This window comes from Microvirga arvi (assembly GCF_016892765.1).
In the GTDB taxonomy this organism is placed as follows: domain Bacteria; phylum Pseudomonadota; class Alphaproteobacteria; order Rhizobiales; family Beijerinckiaceae; genus Microvirga; species Microvirga arvi.
On sequence record NZ_JAFEMD010000018.1, the window covers coordinates 90,411 to 110,801 of the forward strand.

At 58.1% G+C, this 20,391-nt stretch carries 20 protein-coding genes and 2 pseudogenes; 2 read left to right on the forward strand and 20 right to left on the reverse strand.

Annotation, left to right across the window (positions count from 1 at the left end; all coding sequences use genetic code 11):
• Position 1 precedes the first annotated feature (1 nt).
• From ILT44_RS13370 to ILT44_RS13390, 5 genes are all read right to left on the reverse strand, one after another.
• Positions 2 to 805 carry an ABC transporter permease gene (locus ILT44_RS13370; RefSeq protein ID WP_204240089.1) on the reverse strand — a complete coding sequence of 268 codons (804 nt, stop codon included), beginning with the start codon at positions 803 to 805 and terminating at the stop codon, positions 2 to 4.
• Positions 798 to 1,622, reverse strand: a complete 825-nt coding sequence (locus tag ILT44_RS13375) for an ABC transporter permease (protein WP_204240090.1) — start codon at positions 1,620 to 1,622, stop codon at positions 798 to 800. Before ILT44_RS13375 ends, ILT44_RS13370 begins: the two co-directional genes overlap by 8 nt.
• A 20-nt stretch (positions 1,623 to 1,642) precedes the next feature.
• Positions 1,643 to 2,677: an ABC transporter substrate-binding protein gene (locus ILT44_RS13380; RefSeq protein WP_204240091.1), complete on the reverse strand. Its 1,035-nt coding sequence runs from the start codon at positions 2,675 to 2,677 to the stop codon at positions 1,643 to 1,645.
• Positions 2,678 to 2,722: 45 nt separating this feature from the next.
• Positions 2,723 to 3,199, reverse strand: a complete 477-nt coding sequence (locus ILT44_RS13385; RefSeq protein WP_204240092.1) for a DUF3830 family protein — start codon at positions 3,197 to 3,199, stop codon at positions 2,723 to 2,725.
• 111 nt (positions 3,200 to 3,310) lie between these two features.
• Positions 3,311 to 4,249, reverse strand: a complete 939-nt coding sequence (locus tag ILT44_RS13390) for a LysR family transcriptional regulator (protein ID WP_307826490.1) — start codon at positions 4,247 to 4,249, stop codon at positions 3,311 to 3,313.
• A 66-nt stretch (positions 4,250 to 4,315) separates the two neighbouring features.
• Here ILT44_RS13390 and ILT44_RS13395 point away from each other — a divergent pair.
• Positions 4,316 to 4,726 (forward strand): annotated as a pseudogene (locus tag ILT44_RS13395) (tyrosine-type recombinase/integrase); the annotation flags it as partial.
• 325 nt (positions 4,727 to 5,051) lie between these two features.
• Here ILT44_RS13395 and ILT44_RS13400 read toward each other — a convergent pair.
• From ILT44_RS13400 to ILT44_RS13430, 7 genes and pseudogenes are all read right to left on the reverse strand, one after another.
• Positions 5,052 to 5,987 carry a 2-hydroxyacid dehydrogenase gene (locus ILT44_RS13400; protein WP_204240095.1) on the reverse strand — a complete coding sequence of 312 codons (936 nt, stop codon included), beginning with the start codon at positions 5,985 to 5,987 and terminating at the stop codon, positions 5,052 to 5,054.
• A gap of 10 nt (positions 5,988 to 5,997) precedes the next feature.
• Positions 5,998 to 6,813, reverse strand: a complete 816-nt coding sequence (locus ILT44_RS13405) for an aspartate dehydrogenase (protein ID WP_204240096.1) — start codon at positions 6,811 to 6,813, stop codon at positions 5,998 to 6,000.
• Between the two features lie 52 nt (positions 6,814 to 6,865).
• Complete coding sequence (locus ILT44_RS13410; protein WP_204240097.1) at positions 6,866 to 7,861, reverse strand: asparaginase; 996 nt, start codon at positions 7,859 to 7,861, stop codon at positions 6,866 to 6,868.
• 35 nt (positions 7,862 to 7,896) lie between these two features.
• Positions 7,897 to 9,177 (reverse strand): annotated as a pseudogene (locus ILT44_RS13415) (amidase); the annotation flags it as partial.
• Complete coding sequence (locus tag ILT44_RS13420; RefSeq protein ID WP_204240099.1) at positions 9,122 to 10,249, reverse strand: M24 family metallopeptidase; 1,128 nt, start codon at positions 10,247 to 10,249, stop codon at positions 9,122 to 9,124. The pseudogene ILT44_RS13415 and the gene ILT44_RS13420, both read right to left, overlap by 56 nt.
• A gap of 229 nt (positions 10,250 to 10,478) precedes the next feature.
• Positions 10,479 to 10,868 carry an oxalurate catabolism protein HpxZ gene (gene hpxZ / locus ILT44_RS13425; protein WP_239468200.1) on the reverse strand — a complete coding sequence of 130 codons (390 nt, stop codon included), beginning with the start codon at positions 10,866 to 10,868 and terminating at the stop codon, positions 10,479 to 10,481.
• 3 nt (positions 10,869 to 10,871) lie between these two features.
• Positions 10,872 to 11,216, reverse strand: a complete 345-nt coding sequence (locus tag ILT44_RS13430) for a RidA family protein (RefSeq protein WP_204240101.1) — start codon at positions 11,214 to 11,216, stop codon at positions 10,872 to 10,874.
• Between the two features lie 37 nt (positions 11,217 to 11,253).
• Between ILT44_RS13430 and ILT44_RS13435 the strand changes: the two genes are divergently transcribed.
• Positions 11,254 to 12,231 (forward strand): LysR family transcriptional regulator, encoded by a 978-nt coding sequence (locus tag ILT44_RS13435; protein WP_204240102.1) that lies wholly within the window; start codon positions 11,254 to 11,256, stop codon positions 12,229 to 12,231.
• Here ILT44_RS13435 and ILT44_RS13440 read toward each other — a convergent pair.
• The 8 genes from ILT44_RS13440 to ILT44_RS13475 all read right to left on the reverse strand — a co-directional run bounded on the left by ILT44_RS13440 (position 12,163) and on the right by ILT44_RS13475 (position 20,221).
• Positions 12,163 to 13,011, reverse strand: a complete 849-nt coding sequence (locus ILT44_RS13440) for an ABC transporter permease (protein ID WP_204240103.1) — start codon at positions 13,009 to 13,011, stop codon at positions 12,163 to 12,165. The genes ILT44_RS13435 and ILT44_RS13440 overlap by 69 nt on opposite strands.
• Positions 13,012 to 13,015: 4 nt before the next feature.
• Positions 13,016 to 13,930 carry an ABC transporter permease gene (locus ILT44_RS13445; RefSeq protein ID WP_204240104.1) on the reverse strand — a complete coding sequence of 305 codons (915 nt, stop codon included), beginning with the start codon at positions 13,928 to 13,930 and terminating at the stop codon, positions 13,016 to 13,018.
• Between the two features lie 12 nt (positions 13,931 to 13,942).
• Positions 13,943 to 15,292: an ABC transporter substrate-binding protein gene (locus tag ILT44_RS13450; RefSeq protein ID WP_204240105.1), complete on the reverse strand. Its 1,350-nt coding sequence runs from the start codon at positions 15,290 to 15,292 to the stop codon at positions 13,943 to 13,945.
• A 177-nt stretch (positions 15,293 to 15,469) separates the two neighbouring features.
• The gene (locus tag ILT44_RS13455) at positions 15,470 to 16,612 is read right to left on the reverse strand and encodes a M24 family metallopeptidase (RefSeq protein ID WP_204240106.1); all 1,143 of its coding nucleotides are present in this window, start codon (positions 16,610 to 16,612) and stop codon (positions 15,470 to 15,472) included.
• A gap of 1 nt (position 16,613) precedes the next feature.
• A complete protein-coding gene (locus tag ILT44_RS13460; RefSeq protein ID WP_204240107.1) occupies positions 16,614 to 17,633 on the reverse strand; it encodes an ABC transporter ATP-binding protein in 1,020 nt (339 codons plus the stop codon).
• Positions 17,630 to 18,640: an ABC transporter ATP-binding protein gene (locus ILT44_RS13465; protein ID WP_372441159.1), complete on the reverse strand. Its 1,011-nt coding sequence runs from the start codon at positions 18,638 to 18,640 to the stop codon at positions 17,630 to 17,632. The genes ILT44_RS13460 and ILT44_RS13465 overlap by 4 nt, the downstream gene beginning before the upstream one ends.
• Positions 18,640 to 18,786 carry a hypothetical protein gene (locus ILT44_RS13470; RefSeq protein ID WP_204240109.1) on the reverse strand — a complete coding sequence of 49 codons (147 nt, stop codon included), beginning with the start codon at positions 18,784 to 18,786 and terminating at the stop codon, positions 18,640 to 18,642. The genes ILT44_RS13465 and ILT44_RS13470 overlap by 1 nt, the downstream gene beginning before the upstream one ends.
• Before the next feature lie 415 nt (positions 18,787 to 19,201).
• Positions 19,202 to 20,221: an aldo/keto reductase gene (locus ILT44_RS13475; protein WP_204240110.1), complete on the reverse strand. Its 1,020-nt coding sequence runs from the start codon at positions 20,219 to 20,221 to the stop codon at positions 19,202 to 19,204.
• Positions 20,222 to 20,391: the final 170 nt, after the last annotated feature.

Below are 20,391 nucleotides of genomic sequence, written 5' to 3' on the forward strand. Positions count from 1 at the left end.
GTCAGGTGCCGACGAAGCGTTGAATGCCGAGGAACCGGTCGATCACCGCGATGAGCAGGATCGTGAGCCCCATCATCAGGGTCGAGACGGCCGCCACGGTAGGATCCGGACTAAATTCAAGCTGGTTGTAGATTTGGATCGGAAGGGTCACGAGGTCGGGCGTCCGCAGGAACAGGGCAACGACGGCCTCATCGAATGAAATATTGAAGGCGAAGAAGGCACCCGCCGCGAGGCCGGGCGCGCATTGCGGCAGCACCACATGGCGGATCCGCTGCCATCGGCTTGCTCCCATGGTGCGTGCGGCTTCCTCGAGAAAAGGATCGGAGTCCGCAAGAACCGCGAGCGTAGTGCGGATGACGTAGGGCAGAGCAATCACCGTATGGCCGATCCACAGGACCGGGAGGGAGACCGGCCCGACGCTTGCGCTCCACAGCATGAGCAAGCCGATGGCGAAGATGATGGACGGCAGGATCAGGGGTGAAAGGAAAAGGCCGGCGAGAATTCCGGTGCCCGGAAGCCGTCGGCGATGGAGAGTGATGGCCGCTCCAGCTCCAATCACAGTTGCAGTCACCGTGACGAGCAATGCGAGCTGAAGGCTCGTGACAAGGGCCCCCACATAGGCGTTCGACTCGAAAATCGCGCCGAACCAGCGGAGTGAGAATCCCGCCGGAGGAAAGGCGATAAACTGGCTCTCCGAAACAGAGACGCCTGCAACCACAATCAGCGGGCCAAGTACGAAGACGAGCGTCAGCGCCACGAACACCCATGTGAGTGCCTTCAGCCAGCGGGGAACGCCTCTAACCATGACGTCGTCCTGAGAGCCTGATGTAGGGCGTCAGCGCAAGGAGTACGCCGATCAGAAGGATGACCGACTGAGCCGCCGCAAAATTCCACTCTAGCGTCTTGGTCGCGGCATCGTAGATGGAGCTGGCCACTACGGGGAGCCTGACGCCGCCAAGCAGCGACGGGGTGACGAAGGAGCTGACCGACAGCGTAAAGGCCAGGAGAGAACCGGCCAGAATTCCAGGCATCGCGAGCGGAAGCACAACGCTGCGCAAAGTTGCCAGGAAGCTCGCGCCCATGGTTCGCGCCGCCTCCTCCAGACGGCGATCGATCTTCATGACGACGCCGAGAATGGAGAGAGCCGTGAACGGGAGCAGAACCTGGACCATGCCGATGACGATCGCTGCTTCCGTATGCATCAGAGTGAAATTGCGCCCGACGAATCCGAGTTTCCAAAGGGAGAACGGGATCAATCCGCCGCGCCCGAGCACAACCATCCAACCGAATGTGCGCACGACGACGCTTGTCATCAGAGGCAGGATGATGAGTACGATGAGCCAGAGCCGCATCTGTGGGCTGACCCGGGCCATTACATAGGCCAGCGGAAAGCCGACGGCAGCGCAGATGATGGTGATCAACAGGGACAGGTATATCGTGCGCCACACCACGCCGAGGTAATAAGGATCTGACAGGAAGCGGACGAAATGCTCGGCGGTCACGCCTCCGTCTGCCCCGACAATGCTAAGACGCAGCATCTCGACAAGAGGAAGGACGAAGGCGAGCGCCAGCAGGAGAATGCCGGGGCCCGCGAGTGCAATGTCTTCAATGCGATCACGCATGGCGAGCCCCGGTCAACCAATCAGCGGGCGATCAGCTTCTTCCAGCGCTCGACCAGCGAAGCGCGGGCAGCATCCACCTCGACGGGATCGAAGCGTATCAGGCCGGACACGGCCTGCTCACCATAGACGACCTCCTTCGCAAGAGTGTCGTCGAGCTTGGTCGCCTTGTTGGTGGGCGAGTAGCGCAGCTCACGAGCCCAACCCTCCTGCACTTCGGCAGAGAGAGAAAAGTCGATAAATTTCTTCGCCAAATCATGATTTGGACGGTTCGCCACAAGGTTTGCCGTGAGATAGACGGCTGGCGTGCCTTCGGCGCCCTGCACGAATTCAATCGGCAGGCCTGCTTTGCGTAAGGTGTAGGCATAGTCCTGCGCATAAGGGGCGACCCAGGCGTCGTTCTGCGCGAAATTCTGTTGCATCTCGGGCGAGGTTGACACGACAACGGCGCTATCGAGCAGGTCTTTCACCGCAGTGAAGCCCGGCTCCGGATTCTTGATGTCGCCGCCCTTGACCTTGTTCATCATCAGGAAGCCCAGGAGGCCATAGCTGTTGGATAGGTCGGTCAGGACGATGTGGTCCTTGTATGCAGGATCCCAGAGGTCAGCCCAGCGCGCCGGCTTCTTAGGCGCCTTGTCCTTGTTGTAAAGGAGACCAATGGCGGCAACCGCGTGAACAGGCCCTTCGCCTCGCGACAGCCCTTCAGTGGCGAACGGATAGAGATCCTTTGCGTTCGGTAGCTCTTCCGCCTTGACGGGCGAGATCAGCCCTTCTCGAGCGGCCACGACTTCCTGTCCGCCAGAGAAGTGGATAACGTCGAACTGCGGAGATGCCTTCTGGGCGCGCAGCTGCGCCAGGGCGTCGGCCGAGTAGGCTGTGACGACCTGAACGTCCACATCGTACTTCTTCATGAACGGCTCGATCACGAGCTTCCGGTGGATCTGCTCGTAAGCACCGCCATAGGAGTTGATGACGAGCTTGTCTTTGGCTGCAGCCGGCGTGACGAGAGCCGTTGCCACGGCAAGAGCCGCCGCGAATTGTGAGACTCTGGCAAACATTGTTTTCACCCTCTGGTTTGTTGCACAGGTTCAGGCTACGCTGTTTCAGGCCAAGCGCCCAATTTCTACAGTCTGAATGCCCTCAATACGAATGCTGCGGCATGCGGCAGCCACCTCTTCGAGACCCTCGGTCATACGGCCGAAGATGTTGCAGGGGGTCCAGCCGATGGGCCCGAAGATGCGCCCCCCGTTGTCGTAGAACATGCCGATCTCCCAGAACTCGTCGGTCATGCCCTTCATGAGATTTTTGGCCTGGTAGAACCACAGGAGCTCTCCCGCAATGGGGAAGCAGGTCTGATTCTCGGCCGGAATCGAGAGAGGATCGAAGGTCTGCGCCTCGGCCGGAAGACCGGTCATGATCTCAGGCCCAGCGAACATGGCATGGCCGGCTGGCATTCGGACGGGATTGACCAGAGCATTCCAGATTGTGTCACAGGTTACAGGAGCATTTTCCCAATAGAGATCGATGGTTCCCTGAACATCCTTGTCGACGAACTTTAGGTAAAGGCGGCGTGTTGTCATGAGCTGTTCCCCAAGGCCGGGAGCAAACCCAGCCAGTATTTGCCACGGAAGCGTTGCAGCCAAGGCAAAACAAGTCCAATTATCGTTCTATATCGCGACGATAAAAATTATTTATTGACCACCTCTGTCAATCCAAGCAAGGCTTGGATTGGCCGCAGCGCAGAAATCTGCTGCGGTTCGCCGGGCCAGCTCCGCCACTCTCTCGGTCAAAAGAGACCCAGGAACCGGGCAGTAGCTCGCAATAAATGTCAGAGGTGGAAAAGGCTTGTTGATCTGGACTTGAACCAGTTCGCCCGATGCAAGCTCCCGTTGCACCACGATGGTAGGAATAGCAGCCACTCCGAAACCATCGAGAGCCAGACGGATCATGGTCGGCAGGGAATTGGAGTTCGACAACTGGGAAGCAAGAACACTCTCGTCCTGGAAATAGGGCGCGATCATCCGATACGGCGGCGAGCCGCGTGGGAACGTGATGAGCGGCATGGCTCCTAGTTCCGCAACTGAATAGAGCTGGTCGCGCTCCACAAGCTTCGGGCTTCCAACCCAGGCCATCGCATAGGAGCACACGACAAAGCTGCGATAGCCCTCCTCCAGGACAGGATCGAGACAGAAGGCAATATCCAGTTCACCGCTTTTCAGGTGCTGGTTGAGGCTGAAGGTCGAGTCTGTAACGATCTCGATCTGCGAACCTGGATAGGTCTGCCGCAGCTGTTCATAGAGGCGCGGAAGCCACGTCTGGACAATCGCGTCGATTGCGCCGATCCGCAAAGTGACAGGGATGCTTTCTGGGTCCGTAAAACCTAGCTTCAGGTTATCGAAGTCAGTCAGCATCTTTTTGATCACCCGCAGCGCCTCGTGACCGGCCGGGGTGAGGTGAAACTCGCGCCCTTCGCGATCGATCAGCTGGACTCCCAACTCCCGCTCGAGAGCGGCCAAGCGAGACGATATTGCAGGCTGGGTCGTGTTAAGGTGTTTCGCAGTCCGACCGAAATGACGGAGGCGCGCCAGATGCACAAACGTTTCGAGATTTGCTAGCTTCATTGCGGACATCTTCCTTGTTGCCCGAAGATACCGACCACCTCAGGAATGTGAAGCTTCGCCTTCCGCACAAAGAATGGCTTAACCCATGAGGTGCCGCTCAGTGACATCGTCTTGCAAATTATGCGGGGCATCCCGCGCCGCGAAGGGCACGACTTTGTATTCGGCGAGGGTCGAGGCGGATTCAGTGGGTGGCCAAAGTCGAAAACTCGTCTGGACGCCCGGATCGCGAAAGCCGGGGCAGTGATGCGCCCGTGGCGGCTTCATGACCTGCGGCGGACGACAGCCACACGCCTGGCGGAGAGGGGCATCCTCCCCCATGTGATCGAGGCAATCCTCAACCACGTTTCTGGCCACAAAGCCGGTGTCGCCGGAATATATAACTGCGCGACCTATGCCAAAGAGAAGCGCGAGGCTCTCAAGGGATGGGCAGATTACATCCTCGAACTAAAAGATGAACCAGCCGACGGCACTATGAGCACCTCATAAGACCATCCTCTGACGAAGCGCTAGGTGATAAGGGCTGAGGCGAGCGAGGGGCAAGCAGTCTGGATGTCAGCTCCGCGTTTGTAGCGGATGGCGAGCCTGCGGAACTACCCGTACCAAGCGAGTGTGCGCTCTACAACGTAGCGATAGCGTCCCAGCGTCGCAATGCCGTCAACCCACGCCGGGCAATTTGCGGTTGGATGTAGCGCTGATTCAGAGCACGCCAGCAACGGTGGTGATTATCAGCCTAGCTTATACAGTCTAGCCCCTGCCCGACCTAGACCACTTAGGCTGATGGCCTTGGCCTAGATTGCCCAAAGCCACCTTCTCAGGCTATTCGCGCTGAAAGCTCTCTTCCGGCAAAGTACGCCACCAAATTACTGATCGCTCGGTCAACAACAGCTGCCATCGCCTGCCGTGACAGTCCTGCTACATGTGGCGTAAGAACCACGTTTGAAAGTGACTTCAAGTCATCTGGGACATGTGGCTCGTCTTCAAAAACGTCCAGTGCCGCCCCAGCAATCACTCCCGTGGTTAGAGCTTTGATTAAGGCCTTGGTATCGACGACTGTTCCGCGACTAACGTTCACCAGATAGCCGTGCGGGCCTAGTTCCCGTAGCACCTCCCTGTTAACGATGTGATATGTCTCCGCTCCCCCTGGACAACTCAGCACGAGAATGTCGCAGAGCTTCGCCAGTTCCTTGGGATCTGGGGTGAAAGCATAGGGTACGTCGTGGCGTTCACGGCGGCTGCAATAGATGATCTTGGTACCGAATGCTTCGGCTCGCTTAGCGATAGCCTCACCGATGTCTCCCAACCCAAGAATCCCTACAACCATGCCATGAAGACTAGGATCGCGTGTCCTCATGTCCCGCCACCGCCCTGCACGCACGTCACGATCCATCTCCGGTATTCTTCGCAGCAGCGACAGCATCAAACCCAGCGTATGGTCGGCAACGCTCTGAACGTTGGCTCCTTTACCCGTAGTGACGATGATCCCACGTTCCTTTGCTGCAGCGAGATCCACGTTCTCGTAGCCGACACCCTGAACAACGATGATCTCGAGCTTCGGGAGGCGTTCCATAGCCTGGCGGGACATGCCGATCGTTCCGAGCGTCCAGACGCCCCTTATATCAGGGCTTGAGCCACTAACTGTCGCTGGATCTGCCCCAGGGGCATAAACAACTTCGCAGAGTTCGGCGATCTTGACCATGTCCTCTTCTGCCTGCTCTGCGACAATGAGGATTTTCGGTTTACAGTGCATCGACGCCCCCTCAACTGCCAACGGACGTGGATGCGGTCAGGCGGCGAAGCAACGCAATGGTGCTCAGAGCAGCCATCCGGCTGGTCCTTGGATTTCCCGGCGCAGGAAGGTTTTCGATCCGCATGGACCATTCGGCTGCGTCTGACATCACGCGAATTTCATGCGTATTGCGCAGGATTGTGGGGTCGGCCCAGATCTCGAGGACGGTGCGATCGACCCCGATACCAGCGAGGCCCAAAGCCACAGCGACATTCACGTTTGTCGGGAATGCCGTTCCACCTTCGCGAGCTGACCCTTGAAACAGGCAGATGGGCTGCGAAAGTTGTTCCAGTTCGGCTTTCCGACCGGCAAGATTGGGCAGGCTCATGAAAGCCATAGGCGGCTTGCTGGTCTTGATCGTTACGGTTTCGATCGTACCTTCGAGACATGCGCGAACGCCGTCCAGACCGGCGATCGCTCCACTTGTGATGTGGAGGGGCACGCGGCGCTCTTGAGCCCGCGCCAGAAGGTCCTCGTTCTCCAGCAAGGCCGCTGCGCTAACAACGACAAGGGTGCGTCCTGCCTCGATAGCGGGTTCCGCAATGCTGCGAAAGGCGGCCGGCGGTAGACATTCGACGATGATGTCGGCATGCGACGGCAATTCGCTCAACTCGCAAACCGGTATCGCAAGGCCCAACTCGGCCAGACGCTCCTTTGCCCTAACCTTATCGCGAGCCGAGACGGCCGCAAGGGTCAGACCGTCAATCCCTCGCGCGAGAGCCCCGATGACCTCGCCGCCAATTGTACCGAATCCGGCGACACTAACCCGAAGGCTTGCTGGAAGCATGACATTTCCCTTGGAAGTGAATCGACGACTCTCCTGATGAGGAGATGACTGCTCAATAGGTCGCGAAGATACGCCGGATCTCTTGCGCATCGTAACCTTGGCTCAGAGCAAGGGCGAGCAGGAGACGGGCCTTTTCCGGGTTCAGGTTGTCGGCGCTCAAAGCCTTGCCCTCTAGCAGGCGCCGACCTTCCGGCACGCGCCCTTCTTGGGCGCGAGAGGCCTGCACCACGATGACGCCTGCATCTGAGGCCTCCTGAAGGATCCGATCCTCCAATGAGCCCGGGTGCCCTGGAGCGAAGCCTGCTGAGACAATACCCTTGGCTCCAGCCTGAAGAAAAGCCTGAATCGCCGTCCCATCGCTCCCGGGATAAGCGTATACGATATCGACTCTTGGCATGCTATCGCTCGCAGCCATATCGAACTCCGTCCTGGGATAGTGGCGGCGAAGCGGCCTCCGATAAAAGCTCACACGATCTCCGTCGACGCATCCCAGCGGACCTGAGTCCGGAGACTGAAAAGCGTGCAATCGCAGCGTCGATCCTTTCGTCACCTCACGCGCCGCATGAATCGCATCGTTGAGGACGACGAGCACACCCATGTTGCGGGCCTCGGCGCAAAGAGCCACCCGGACCGCATTGACGAGATTGATGGGTCCGTCGCTTGAGAGTGAGTCGAAGGGACGCTGGGCTCCAACAAGCACTACTGGAACGTCGATGGTGAGAGTGAGGTTGAGGACATAAGCCGTCTCCTCCATCGTCGATGTTCCATGCCCGATCACGATTCCACTCAGATCCGCATGCTCCTCGACCAAGGTCTCACAGAGACCGACCAGCTCACACCATTCCGGCCAAGCGATGTCAAAACTCGCCAGTCCCCTGAACGAAACTGGCACTATATCGGCATAGAGCTGCAGTTCCGGCACGTTCGCCACGATCTCGTCCGCGTTCAGCCTCTTGCCGCTGAGGCTGTAATCGACGAAATCAAGGGAATGCGCCCCGAGTGACGAGAGCGTTCCACCCGTTCCGATGAAGGCGATCTTCGGCTTCATTTGCGTTGCCCGTTCTTGCTGGTGGCAGCTTCGAATGCCTCAGCAATGGTGAGCAGCATGCGGTCACTCCTCCAAGGACCGATAATGGAGAGACCGATAGGAGTTCCATCCGGCATCGACCAAGGAATGTTGACCTGCGGCACGCCGGACAATCCGGCAGGCGTGGTAAGACAGGAGATCTGATCGCGCAGGTAGCCCAGAGTGGAAAGCGGCTGGTCTTTCAACGGAGCCGCAAAGGGCGTGGTTGGCAAACAGACGATCGTGCCGGGCTGCAGCAGATGCCGCATCCGCCCCATGGCCTCCTGACGGATCAGGGCTGCTCGTCCCCGCTCCTCATCGGTAAACTGTGATGCCCGAAGCAAAGCGCGGGCGACGCTGTAAGACATGAGCGGATTACAGGTGTCCAGCCACCGCGACAGACCAGCATAAGCCTCGCTGGACTGCAGGACCCGTTGTGCGCCTTGCCAGACATTTAGGCCAGCGGGAGCGATAGGTTCATCCGTCCGGGCTCCCACACAGTGCTCCAGCGTCCTGACGGCGCTCTCCAAAGCATCTTGAACACCCTTCTCCGCAAATCCGAATGCATCGGCTGCGACCACTAACCTTCGGGGAGCCCGCTGCTCGGCCAACTCCTTCAGGAGCACGCTGCCTACGCGGGAGAAAGTTCTGGCATCACGTGCGAACCAGCCGACGGTGTCATAGCTCGGAGCCTGAGAGACGATGCCTTCGAAACCGATGAGGCCGTGGGTGGGACGTATGCCGTACAGCCCGCAGAAGGAAGCCGGGACCCGGACAGATCCACCCGTATCCGTTCCAAGAGCGAAGTCGCAGAGTCCGGCCGCAACGACGGACGCCGAACCACTGGAGGATCCTCCCGGCACACGGTCCGGGGCGCGAGGGTTCATCGGCATGCCGAAATGTCCGTTCTCACCCAGAATGCCCAGGGAGATCTCATCGGTCATGGTCTTGCCGATGATGCTCGCGCCGTCTTCAAGGAGAGCCGAAACGACTGGTGCATGCTGTGCGGGCACCGGGTGCGTGCGGCTCCAGTCCGGATTGCCGGCGCCTGTTGCATAGCCCGCAACATCAAGCAGGTCTTTGACCGCGAAGGTCAGGCCGGATAGAGCGCCCTCGCGTATGGCCGCCACAAGGCACCGCTGGCCTCGTACAAAGGCATTCAAGGAGTCTTGTCGATCATCCGGCATCATGGCCCCTCGGTGGGAGGATGACAGGCGGCAGCCGAGGCTGCCGCCTGAACGGTTAGATGACGAAGATTTCCTCGTTGTCAAAGGCGTCCGAGAGCAGCCGGGGGCCATTCTCCGTGATCTCGAACAGGTCCTCCATGTGGAGCCCCTTCTGCCCGACCCACCGCACACGCGTTTCGACGGTCGAGATCATGCCGGCCTCGTAAACCGTATCCTCGTACGGGCCGATGAACGGCGCCTCATGAACCTCCAGTCCGATCGAGTGGCCATTATGTGCGAAGGGAAAAGGCAATCGAGCCTTCTCATGCATGATGGCTGCCGCTTCGAAGACTTGGCGGCCCGTGTTCCCGGGGCGCAGGAGATCGATGGTGTTGTGATGGATCTCGCGCAGACGTTTCCAGGTATCGCTCTCTTCCTGCGTCGGCTTCCCGAGCTTCGCCGTGCGTCCCACATTGGAGATGTAACTCTGGTAATAACCTCCCGAATCGGCTTTGACGATGTCGCCTTTCTGGACCCGGTAATTGGATGGACCAGCGTGCGGAAAGCCCGTATTTGGCCCGGCGTTGATGTGATTGAAGGCTACAAGATCCGAACCTGACAGGATGATGTGATCAGCCAAGCGTCGCACCAGGCTCCATTCGTCTTCACCTTCCTTCACGGTCGCATAGGTCGCGAGCATCGCCTTTTCAGTCCCGCGGAATCCAAACCTGAGGATGTCCTTCTCGCGCTGGGTCTTGATCATGCGCGCGCGGCGGAACATCTGATCGCAGGGCTCAAGGACGACTCGTGGCATGAGCGTTTCGAGTTGTCGGACATACTTTCCGGCAAGATACTCGAGCTCGCAGCCGATCCGGGCATGCGTCAATCCCTTCTCGGCCAGAACCTCGGCAAGAAGGTCAATGGGAGAGGTCACGAATTCCTTGAAGCCTCGGATATCGGTGATCCACGTTTCCTGACGAACGAAGCCCTCCTCGACCTGGCAGACGATGAAGACAGGCTCATGCCCCTTCGCCCACAGGATGAGTGCCAGACGATCGCGGATGCTCTTTTGTGTCGCGATCTCGACGTCGGCGATGTAACGAACGTTCTCGGGTGATACTGCGATGACAGCATCGAACGGACCCTCGTCGATGGCCTTGCGAACGCCGGCAATGTTACCGACAGCTTGGTCGAATGTTTTCAATCTTTCCCTCCTCAGATCAGGTAGTTCTTCATTGTAAAGAGAGCGGAATTAGCACCTTCCCGACAAGCAGATTTTATCGCTCATCGCGATGCTGTTTTTGCATCGCTAGGAGTGCGGCTCGTGTCTTCCGGATTCTAGAGCATCGGACGAAAAGGTGGATCCATGACGTCCCACCCCTCTCCACTGGGAGAGGCGGGAACCGAGCGGGTCCGAAAAACCGTCCGACGCTCTAGACTGCATCAACGACGCTGACATGGGCTGCCACGACACGCCATCCGTCAGGCATGCGAACCCAGGTCTGCATTTGCCGACCGATGAGGCCAGGAGCATCATCCCTCAGGAAGAGCGTTGATGCCGTTGCAAGATCTCGCCCAAATGTTGTGATCGTCGTACGGTCTAAGCGACGCCATTCTCCGGCGATGGGTGGACGAGACACCCGGAAAGACTGGATCTCGTCCCATCCATACTGGTTCTCTCCTCCCATCCCGTATCGCACAGTTCGGCGGTCGTGCCAGAATTGTGACCCAAGTGTTTCGGTATTGTTGGTCCGTAGCGCCTCCTCATATCGGAGGAACTCGACCTCGACCTCGTAAACGACGTCAGGCAAATTGATGTCCATAGATCAGCGGGCCGCAACGATGCCGATCTCGATTTTGAATCCCGGTTGGGCCAAGAGTGCGTTGACGCACGCCCGCGCCGGCGCATCCCCTTCAGGAATCCAGGCGTCCCACACCTCGTTGAACTCGGCAAAGTAGCGCATGTCCGTCAGCCAGACTGTTGCAGACAAGAGCTTCGTCTTATCGGAGCCTCCGAGCGTGAGTAGGCGCTCGATCTTCTTGAGGACCTGTCGGGTCTGCTCATTGATCCCCGCTGCCGGATCGTCGGGGACCTGACCGGCCAGATACACAGTATCTCGATGAACGACGACTTGGCTCATACGGGTCTTTGTCTCTAAACGCTCGATCATGTATCTCTTCTCCGTTGAAGGCTGAAGGCTCGGAACGATGAACCGGAATACGTTGCGTTATTTCATCGCAATCGTTGAAGAAGGCTCTATGAGGGCCGCCGCGGAAGTCCTGCATATTTCGCAATCGGCCTTGAGCCGTCAGATCATCAATCTCGAGGAAGAGATCGGCGCGCCCCTTTTGGAGCGACAGCCACGCGGTATCAGTCTCACGTCCGCAGGCCAGCTTTTTCTGCGTTACGCCCGAGAGGGAATTTCTCAGTTCGAGCTCGTGAAATCCGAGGTCACGGCTCTGCAAGGGCTTCACCGCGGTACGGTTCGTGTCGCGGCTCCCGAGTCCTTCATGAACATGGTCCTGCCAGATTGCATCCGGACCTTCCGACACCAGTATCCAGGCGTGAACACCGTCGTTCGCATTGGTACGACGAATGGCGTGGTGGAGGATGTAAAGGACGGTGCCGTCGACTTCGGACTCGCCTACAATCCGGAACTCGATACGGACATGAAGATCAGCTATTCGCTTCCCGAGCGGATCGTGGCCGTAATGCCGTACTCTCATCCTCTCGCATCGAGAGAGCAACTTTCCATCAGCGACCTTGTCGACATTCCTCTGGCCCTGCCTCTGCCGCAATCGGCCACAGGCGACTTGATCTTCCGGACAGCGCGACGCAGCGGGGTCAAGCTGAGAGCTGCTCTGGAAAGCAACTCCGTTCAAATTCGACTGAATATGGCCGTTCATGCGGATCTCATCGCTCTTCTGGCACATATCTCCGCGGCAGACGCCATCCGGTCCGGAGCCGTGAAAGCCCTGCCTTTCCGGGAGAGATCTTTGAATCAGGGCCGGATCACGATGTTCTCCCTCCCAGGACGGCGCCTGTCGGTGGCCGCAGATGCTTTTCAGCGCCTCGTTCACCGAGAACTCCAATCAGTTCGCTTCCGGGCCAACACCTTAGGCGGCCTGCCGCATACGGGGATCGAAGCGCTCGCGAAGCCCATTGCCGAAAAGGTTGACCGATAGAACGAGCAGGATGATGGCAAGCCCGGCCGCATTGGCGATCCACGGTGCGACGAACAGTCGGTCCCGCCCTTCCGCGAGAATATTGCCCCATGTAGCCGCAGGCGGCGGAACCCCAAGTCCAAGGAAGGACAACGCCGTTTCCTGTAGGATCATCTGCGCCACCTGAAGCGCCGCCAGAACCGTCAGGACGGGCACAAGCTGGGGAAGAATGTGACGGAAGGTGATATAAACGTCCTTTGCCCCATATGAGGCCGCCGCCTCCACGAAGGGCCGCTGCTTGATCGAGCGCGTCAGTCCGAAAATCACCCGCGCATAAATCATCCATCGGGAGATGCCGAGCACAAGGATGAGGTTGAATGCTCCACCTCCCATCGCCGCCACCATGACGATCGCAAGCAGGATATCGGGGAAGGCCATATGCGCATCGGCCAAGCGCATGATAACTTGCTCGCATCGGCCGCCCTTGTATCCAGCGAAAATCCCCGCGACCAATCCGATCGTGCACGACAGCACCATAGACGACACGCCAACAAGCAGTGAAATCCGCGCGCCGTAGATTAATCTCGATAGCAGATCTCTGCCGTAGTTGTCGGTTCCCAAGAGATGTCTCGTTGATCCACCTTCCATCCAAGCCGGTGGCTTCAAGCGCATCAGCAGGTTCTGCCGATACGGATCATAGGGAGCGATCCAGTCCGCGAAAATTGCCATCAGAACAACGGCAAGAACGAAGCCGCCGCCAAGCCAAAGCTTCAGTTGTCCTTTGAAGAGAGATCTTGCCATGTCTCTAGTGCCTAATGCGAGGGTCGATGATGCTATGAAGGACATCGACAACAAGGTTGGCTAGGATGATCGTGATGCTGACCAGGAAGACGGTGGCAAGGACCACGGGCGCGTCACGATTGGACACTGCACTGATCATCAGCCGCCCAATTCCTGGCCACCCGAAAATACTCTCCGTGATGATCGATCCGCCCATCAATGTGCCGATCTGGATGCCAAGAAAGCTCAGCAGCGGATTGGCCGCATTTGGGAGAATATGCGTCAGCAGAATTCTGATGCGTGATAAGCCTTTGGCGCGAGCCGTCGCAACGAACTGCTCGTTCATGAGGTCGAGCACAGCCGTGCGTGTGACTAACATGAAGTTAGGCAACAGAACGGCGCTCAGTGTCAGAGCAGGAAGGATCAGATACTTGAATCCGCCGCTTCCCGACGTGGGAAGCCACTGCATCTTCAAGGCAAAAAGCTGAATGAGGAGAATTCCGAGCCAGAAGCTAGGCATGGACTGCCCCGCTACCGCTAACGCGGAGAGCACCGCATCGGGGAAGCGGTCGCGGTAGACGGCTGCCACCAAGCCTGCGACGGTGCCAAGAGTAACGGCCAGAAGCAACGCTGCAGAGAGCAAGCGTAATGTCGGCCCGATACTCGTAATAACAGCGTCGATCGCTGGGCCGCCATATTGCAGGGATTGCCCGAAGTCCCCCTGCACGAGATCTCGGAGATAGATCAGGTACTGAACGAGAAGCGGCTTATCGAGATGCAGCCGCTCGGTCAAAGCGGCGACCTGCTCGGGGGTCCGGTTGATATCCAGATAGATATCAACCGGATTGCCCGTCACGCGCAGAATGATGAAGGTCACAAAGCTGACGAGAAGAAGTGTCAGAGGCGCGAGGGTCAGTCTGTGCGCGATGGTGCGGAGCATTGGCGTCAGCCTTTACTTGAGTTCCGCCTTATTGACTCGGAGCACCTTGTCAGACGCGGCCCCGAAACCGGTGATGCTGTTGCTGACGGCGTAAATGCTCGGGAGTCCGAAGAGGAACATCGCCGGGTTCTCCTTGTGCATCAAGGCCATCATCTCATTGTAGTATTTGACCCGCTCTTCCTCGCTGCTCGTCGAACGGGCCTTGGTAAAGAGAGCATCGTACTCCTCATTGATCCAGACAGATCGCTTACCGAGTTTGGTGAACCAGACCGAGGAGAAGTCTGCATCTCCCAAGCTGTACCAAGCGATCATGTGGAGTGGCCCCATCTCAAGGGCCGTAGACATCTGCGACCAGACGCCGCCTTCAACCACATTGACAGTAGCATTGACGCCGATCTCGTTGAGCATGCCGGCCACCACGTTCGCGATGTCCACGTCGGACGTGTACTTTCCCGATTGGGTCGCGAGAGGGACAGTGGTCTTGAAGTTGAACCCTGCTTCCTTGAGCAGCGCCTTAGCCTTCTCCGGATCATAAGGCCGTGCTTTGATCTCGGGGTTGTATCCGAGGGTGCTCTTCGTCAGCAGCTGGCCATCCAGGATCTCACCACGGCTTTTCAGGATCTCTTTGAAAATGGCAGGCTTATTGATGGCATAGTCAAAGGCCTCACGAACCTTTGGATTGTTAAATGGCGGCTTGCGCACGTCATAAGTCAGGATCAGGCCTGCACTTGTGGTAATCTCATCGATCTTCGCTCTGCCGGAGCTTTCGATCTGTTCGATGAGATCGACAGGAACCTCTTCGATGATCTGCGTTTCACCAGCGATCAGTGATGCAACGCGCGTTGCGGCCTCGGGGATCTGACGGATCACCAGATTCTCATACTTTGGCGCCCCGCCCCAGTAGTCCTTGTTTGCCGTGAGTTCGTAGCGATCTCCCGGCACATACGTCTTGTAGATGAACGGGCCGGTCCCGATAGGTCGCTGAATGACGGCTTGTTCACCGGCCTGCTCATAGTAATGCTTCGGCTCAATCACGATATCCGATAACCCGCGCACGAGTGTGGGGAAGATCGTCTTGGTCGTGATATCGACCGTGTACTTGTCGACAACCTTCGCTCCGGAGACCTGACCGATACGGGCGAGAAGGCCATAGCCGACCTTCGGATCCACGATGCGATTGATGGTAAAGGCAACATCCTCAGCTGTGAAATCCTTGCCATCATGCCACTTCACACCTTGTCGCAGATGGAAGCGCGTTGTGGTCTCGTTGACAGCCTCCCACTTCAGAGCAAGGCCAGGCGAGATATTGCCGGCGTTATCTCGTCCGACAAGAGCCTCGTTGGTTTGGGCGATCAGGCTCAATGCGGCGAAAGAGCTTTGACCGGTCTGAAGTGACCGAGGGAACACTGCGGCAGCGACCGAGAGCGTCTTCTCCGCAGAGAACGCGAGCGTGGTTGCTGACAGTGAGAACAGGGCGGCAAGAACGGGAACGATACGCGTGCGCATGCATACACTCCTTTCGAGTCGTATGAGAGATGATCAGGCTGATACTGGTACCGTCTCCCCGATGATGGGGATTTCCTCTGGAGCGATACCCAACGTCATTAGTCGGAATCCACTCTCCGTAACTTCCAACAGATCCTCTGTGTGATACTTGGTCCCGTTATCATCCAGAACGGAGGGCTCGATGTTCAGGATCATTCCCGGAGCAAGCTTTGTCTTCTCACCAGGACGTAACATTGGCGTTTCATGAAGCTCCACACCGAAACTATGTCCGATGTGAGCTTGCCGGAAAACGAGTCCGTTCTTCTGGAACTCGTCCCGGGTCAGGAAGTAGAGATCCTCAGCCAGAAGGCCGGGACGCACAGCGTCGATCACAGCCTTCTGAACTTTCACCAGAGCAGAATAGGTCTGGCGCTGCAGAGGAGTTGGGTTACCGGTGGAGTAGGTCCGGGCGAAGTCGCTCGAATACACGCCATAGGTGCCCCCGAGGTCGAAGCGGATAATCTCGCTCTCCTTGGGCACGCGATCAGTCGCCATAGCATGGGTCATATAGGTACGTTCGCCGCTGGCAAAACACAGGAAGGCCGTGCCGTCGGCGCCGTTGCGTATGATGCCGCTCGCGATCTTCAGGCACATGTCGCGTTCGCTATCGCCGAGTTTGCTCTGGGCCATACCGTCGAGAACCGCCTGATGCGTACCGCGGGTTGCATGCTCGATATGGTCAATTTCTTCCTGTGTCTTGATGACGCGAACCGTTGAGACCTCCTCGGTCGTGTTGACGACCCGTATCCCCGGCAGCAGCTCCCGGAACCGTTCATAGGAACTCAGGGGAAGATAGTCGCTGTCCATCCCGACCCGTGCTGATGCCAAACCGAGCTCCTTGAGGCGCGTCGCCAGGACATCCATGGGGTGATGCACAAATTCCGTGTACGGATGGATGGTCGAGACCCACCCCTCCTGCTTGGCCTGGGGAACCTCAATGCTGCAAAGAACAAGCTCTGGTTCGCCCTGGCGCGGCATGATCAGGAACGCCTGACGGGGACGGATCATGCTGACAGTGATGATATGGAGTCCTGAGCCATATGCGAAGTTCTCGGGGCTCATAAGAACAATGGCATCGAGACCGAGTCTCTGAACCAGAGCACGAAGTGCGGGTTCCTTGGAGGCAGCTTTCTTCATTTCACATCCTTTGTGGCTCAAGAGCTTGCGGTTGAATGTCCAGAGATTGAGAGACAAGGTGGCAGGCCACTTGCCGCCCATCGCCCGTCACCACGGTGGCAGGATCGCGCTCATGGCAGATGGGCATGGCGTAGGGACACCGGGGATGAAAGCGGCAGCCCGATGGAATATTTTGGGCGCTCGGGATCTCACCGGTCAGCCGGGTGTGCGACGTTGCGCGGCCTGGCTCGGGAAGTGGGACGGCTGCAATGAGAGCCTGTGTGTAAGGATGAAGGGGCCGGCTGTAGATGGCCCGCTTATCTCCAATCTCGACAATGCGGCCGAGATACATGACAGCGACACGGTCCGCGATATGACGGACGACTCTCAGGTCGTGAGATATGAAGAGGTAGGTGAGGTCGAACTGCTTCTGCAGGTCTGTCAGAAGATTGATCACCTGGGCCTGGATGGAAACGTCCAACGCCGACACAGGCTCGTCGCAGATGATGAACTCCGGGTGAACCGCGAGGCTTCTTGCGATGCCGATGCGCTGACGCTGACCTCCAGAGAACTCGTGCGGGTAGCGGTCCGCATGGAAGTCGGCCAGCCCCACCAGCGGCAGAAGCTCCTTGACGCGCTCCCGGCAGCGCTCCCTCGAAAAGCCGGCCAGTCGCATCGGCTCCGCGATGATAGCGCCGACTGTCATGCGGGGGTTGAACGCGCTTGCGGGATCCTGGAATATCAGCTGAATACGGCGGCGGATTGTGCGGAAATCTGCGTCATTGGCCTTCAGGAGCTCGATGCCGTCGAAGTCTACCTCACCGGAGGTCGGCTCAATGAGCCTCATGAGAAGACGGCCCATAGTCGACTTTCCGCAGCCGCTCTCCCCAACGAGAGCCAACGTTTCGCCGCGTTGAATTTCGAAACTTACACCGTCGACGGCACGGACGCCCCTCCCCTTTCTCCTTGCGAAGATTCCCCCCCGCGGCGAGAACTCCTTCACAAGATTCTTAGCCCTCACGAGTGTACTTGGCTCGCTCATGCGTGCATCCTTTCAAGCTCGGTCACGCGCAGGCAAGCAGCGACATGGTTGGGACCGCATGAGGCGAGCTCCGGGACGGCTTCCAGGCATGCGCTGGAGGCGAAGGTGCACCGCGGGTGGAATGCGCATCCGGACGGCATGGCGAACGGAGACGGAACTGTACCGTTGATGGCGGGCAGCTTTTCAAGCTCCTGGTCACCGAACGGAGGGATACTGTTGAGGAGACCTTGCGTATAGGGATGTCGCGCTCGCGCAAAGAGCTGAGATACTGGGCTCTTCTCGACCATGCGGCCGGCGTACATCACCAGTACATCGTCGGCGAACTCCGCGACGACGCCTAGATCATGCGTGATCAGGATCACAGCCATATGCAGCTTGGATTGGAGTTCGCGCAGGAGATCGAGAATCTGGGCCTGGGTGGTCACATCGAGTGCCGTTGTCGGCTCGTCCGCAATGAGGACTTTTGGCCTGCAGGCCAGCGCCATCGCAATGACGACACGCTGGCGCTGGCCGCCTGACAGCTGATGTGGATAGCTGCCGAGGCTTTCCCGTGGAGAAGGAATCCCGACGAACCCGAGGAGGTCGACTGCTCGCTCCTTTGCCTCCGCCCGGGATAGCTTTAGGTGAAGCCTAAGCGGTTCACAGATCTGGCGGCCGATTGTCAGAACCGGGTTGAGGGAGCTCATCGGATCTTGAAAGACAATGGAGACGTCACGACCGCGGATTCTCTCCAGTTCCGATTCCGAGGCCTTGATGATATCTCGTCCCTCTAGAAGAATTTCTCCGCGGGCAATCCTGGTCGTTGCAGGCGGAAGCAGACGAAGAAGCGACATGGCCGTGACGCTCTTGCCGCTCCCCGACTCTCCGACAATACCGAGCGTCTGCCCGGCTCTTAAATCGAAGCTGACGCCATCGACCGCCGTAATGAGCCCTTGGTCGGTCCGAAACTGAACGCTCAGGTCCCTGACCGACAGAAGTGGCGTTCCTCTCAAGGTTCCCATGAGCATCAGATCTCGAATATTTCTTCTTTGGGAGAGATGTTAGAGTGGCGGATGGGGCCATGTGCGGTGATCTCGTATAGATCCTCCATGCTGGCAGGCGGCTCTATCTTGAGGGCCTCGAGATTTCTGATCGCATCGCTCATTGTTTTCATAGCAATACATCCCATCACCAAGTGCAATCATGGTTGCCGGCTTCTGACTTCCCTACAAGCGCGATGTTTCGCTCACATTGATGACTTTTTTGCATCGCTTCAAGGGCATACTGTTATCGACACGGGCAAGGCTGAAAGTTTCAGGAGAGACGGCGGCTTTAGTGCCTATTTGCCTTATGTTTGCTTAAGGGCCTTTGACGATCTTGGATCACTGCTGTTCACTAGAAGCTGTTATGGACCTGATTTGAGGTCATCGCCGGGCTCCTCCACACTTACTACCGTATCTCTTGAGTGAGCTTCGGCAGAGGTAAGAGCCTCGCCCACTCTCCGAGTGTGCCTGCTTAACTTCAGGCGCCGCACGGCCATCGGCTGACCTAGGGCAGGGCCTGCAACGGAACCCCCGCTTTGCGACCTTCTATCTCTGATAGAATGTGTGCGGAGACCTGCCCTCAATCGGGTAGGCTGGGTCGTTATACCCAGGCGTCGACGGATGCCCTGCCATGACGAGGCCATCAACGAACATTTCATCTTCAGCGGTGAACCGATACTCAAGAGCCTTAAGATACTCGTCCCACTGTTCCTCGGTGCGGGGACCGCCAATAACGGCCGCAACGAAACGGTTGTTGAGCACCCAAGCCACGGCAAATTGGGCAGCGGAGATCCTCCGGCGACTGGCATACTCTTTGATTTTCTGCGCAATCAGTAAGGACTCGGGGCGCCACTCAGTTTGCATCATCCGCAAGTCCTGCCTCCCGGCTCTGCTGGTTTCAGGCGGCGGTTCTCCAGGCTTGTATTTGCCGGTGAGCACGCCGCGTGCCAGGGGGGAGTACGGCACTACGCCTAATCCGTAATACTCGCACGCAGGAAAGTGCTCGGCTTCTGGCATACGGTTCATGGCATTGTAGCAGGGCTGGCTCACCACCGGACGGTCAATTCCAAGCTCATCACAGAGGCGACAAATCTCCGCCACACGCCACGCTCGATAGTTGGATACTCCAAAGTAGCGGATCTTTCCTTGCCGCACCAGATCGCCCATGGCACTGACTGTCTCAAGGAGCGGTGTCGCGTGGTCTTCTTTGTGGAGGTAGTAAATGTCGATCCAATCTGTTCCGAGGCGGCGCAGGCTCGAGTCAACCGCCTCCATCATGCGTCGCCGAGACAGTCCTCTCTGATTGGGGCCTGGCCCGGTGGGATTGGCCACTTTTGTAGCAAGCACCCAGTGACTGCGGTTTGCTGCGATGGCACGCCCAGTGACCTCTTCAGACTCGCCATCATTGTAGACGTCAGCAGTATCAATGAAATTGACACCCGCCTCCTGAGCCTTTGCGACGATGCGCGTGGAGTGGGTTGCGTCGGTTGGGCCACCGAACATCAGGGTCCCCAGGCAAATGGGTGAGATCTTGAGCCCAGAGCGGCCCAGGGTGCGATACTCCATTCCAGTCTCCTTGATAGGCTGTCAGTGAATACTCTGCTCCCGTGAGCACGGATTTACGTGTGCACTATACGGCCTCATGGGTGTAGGCCGCCCCCTGATTTGGCGCTTGCGCACAGTAGTCTGACAAGCCCGGAGTAGTGCCGTGCCCGATTGGAACGGGGATATCTACA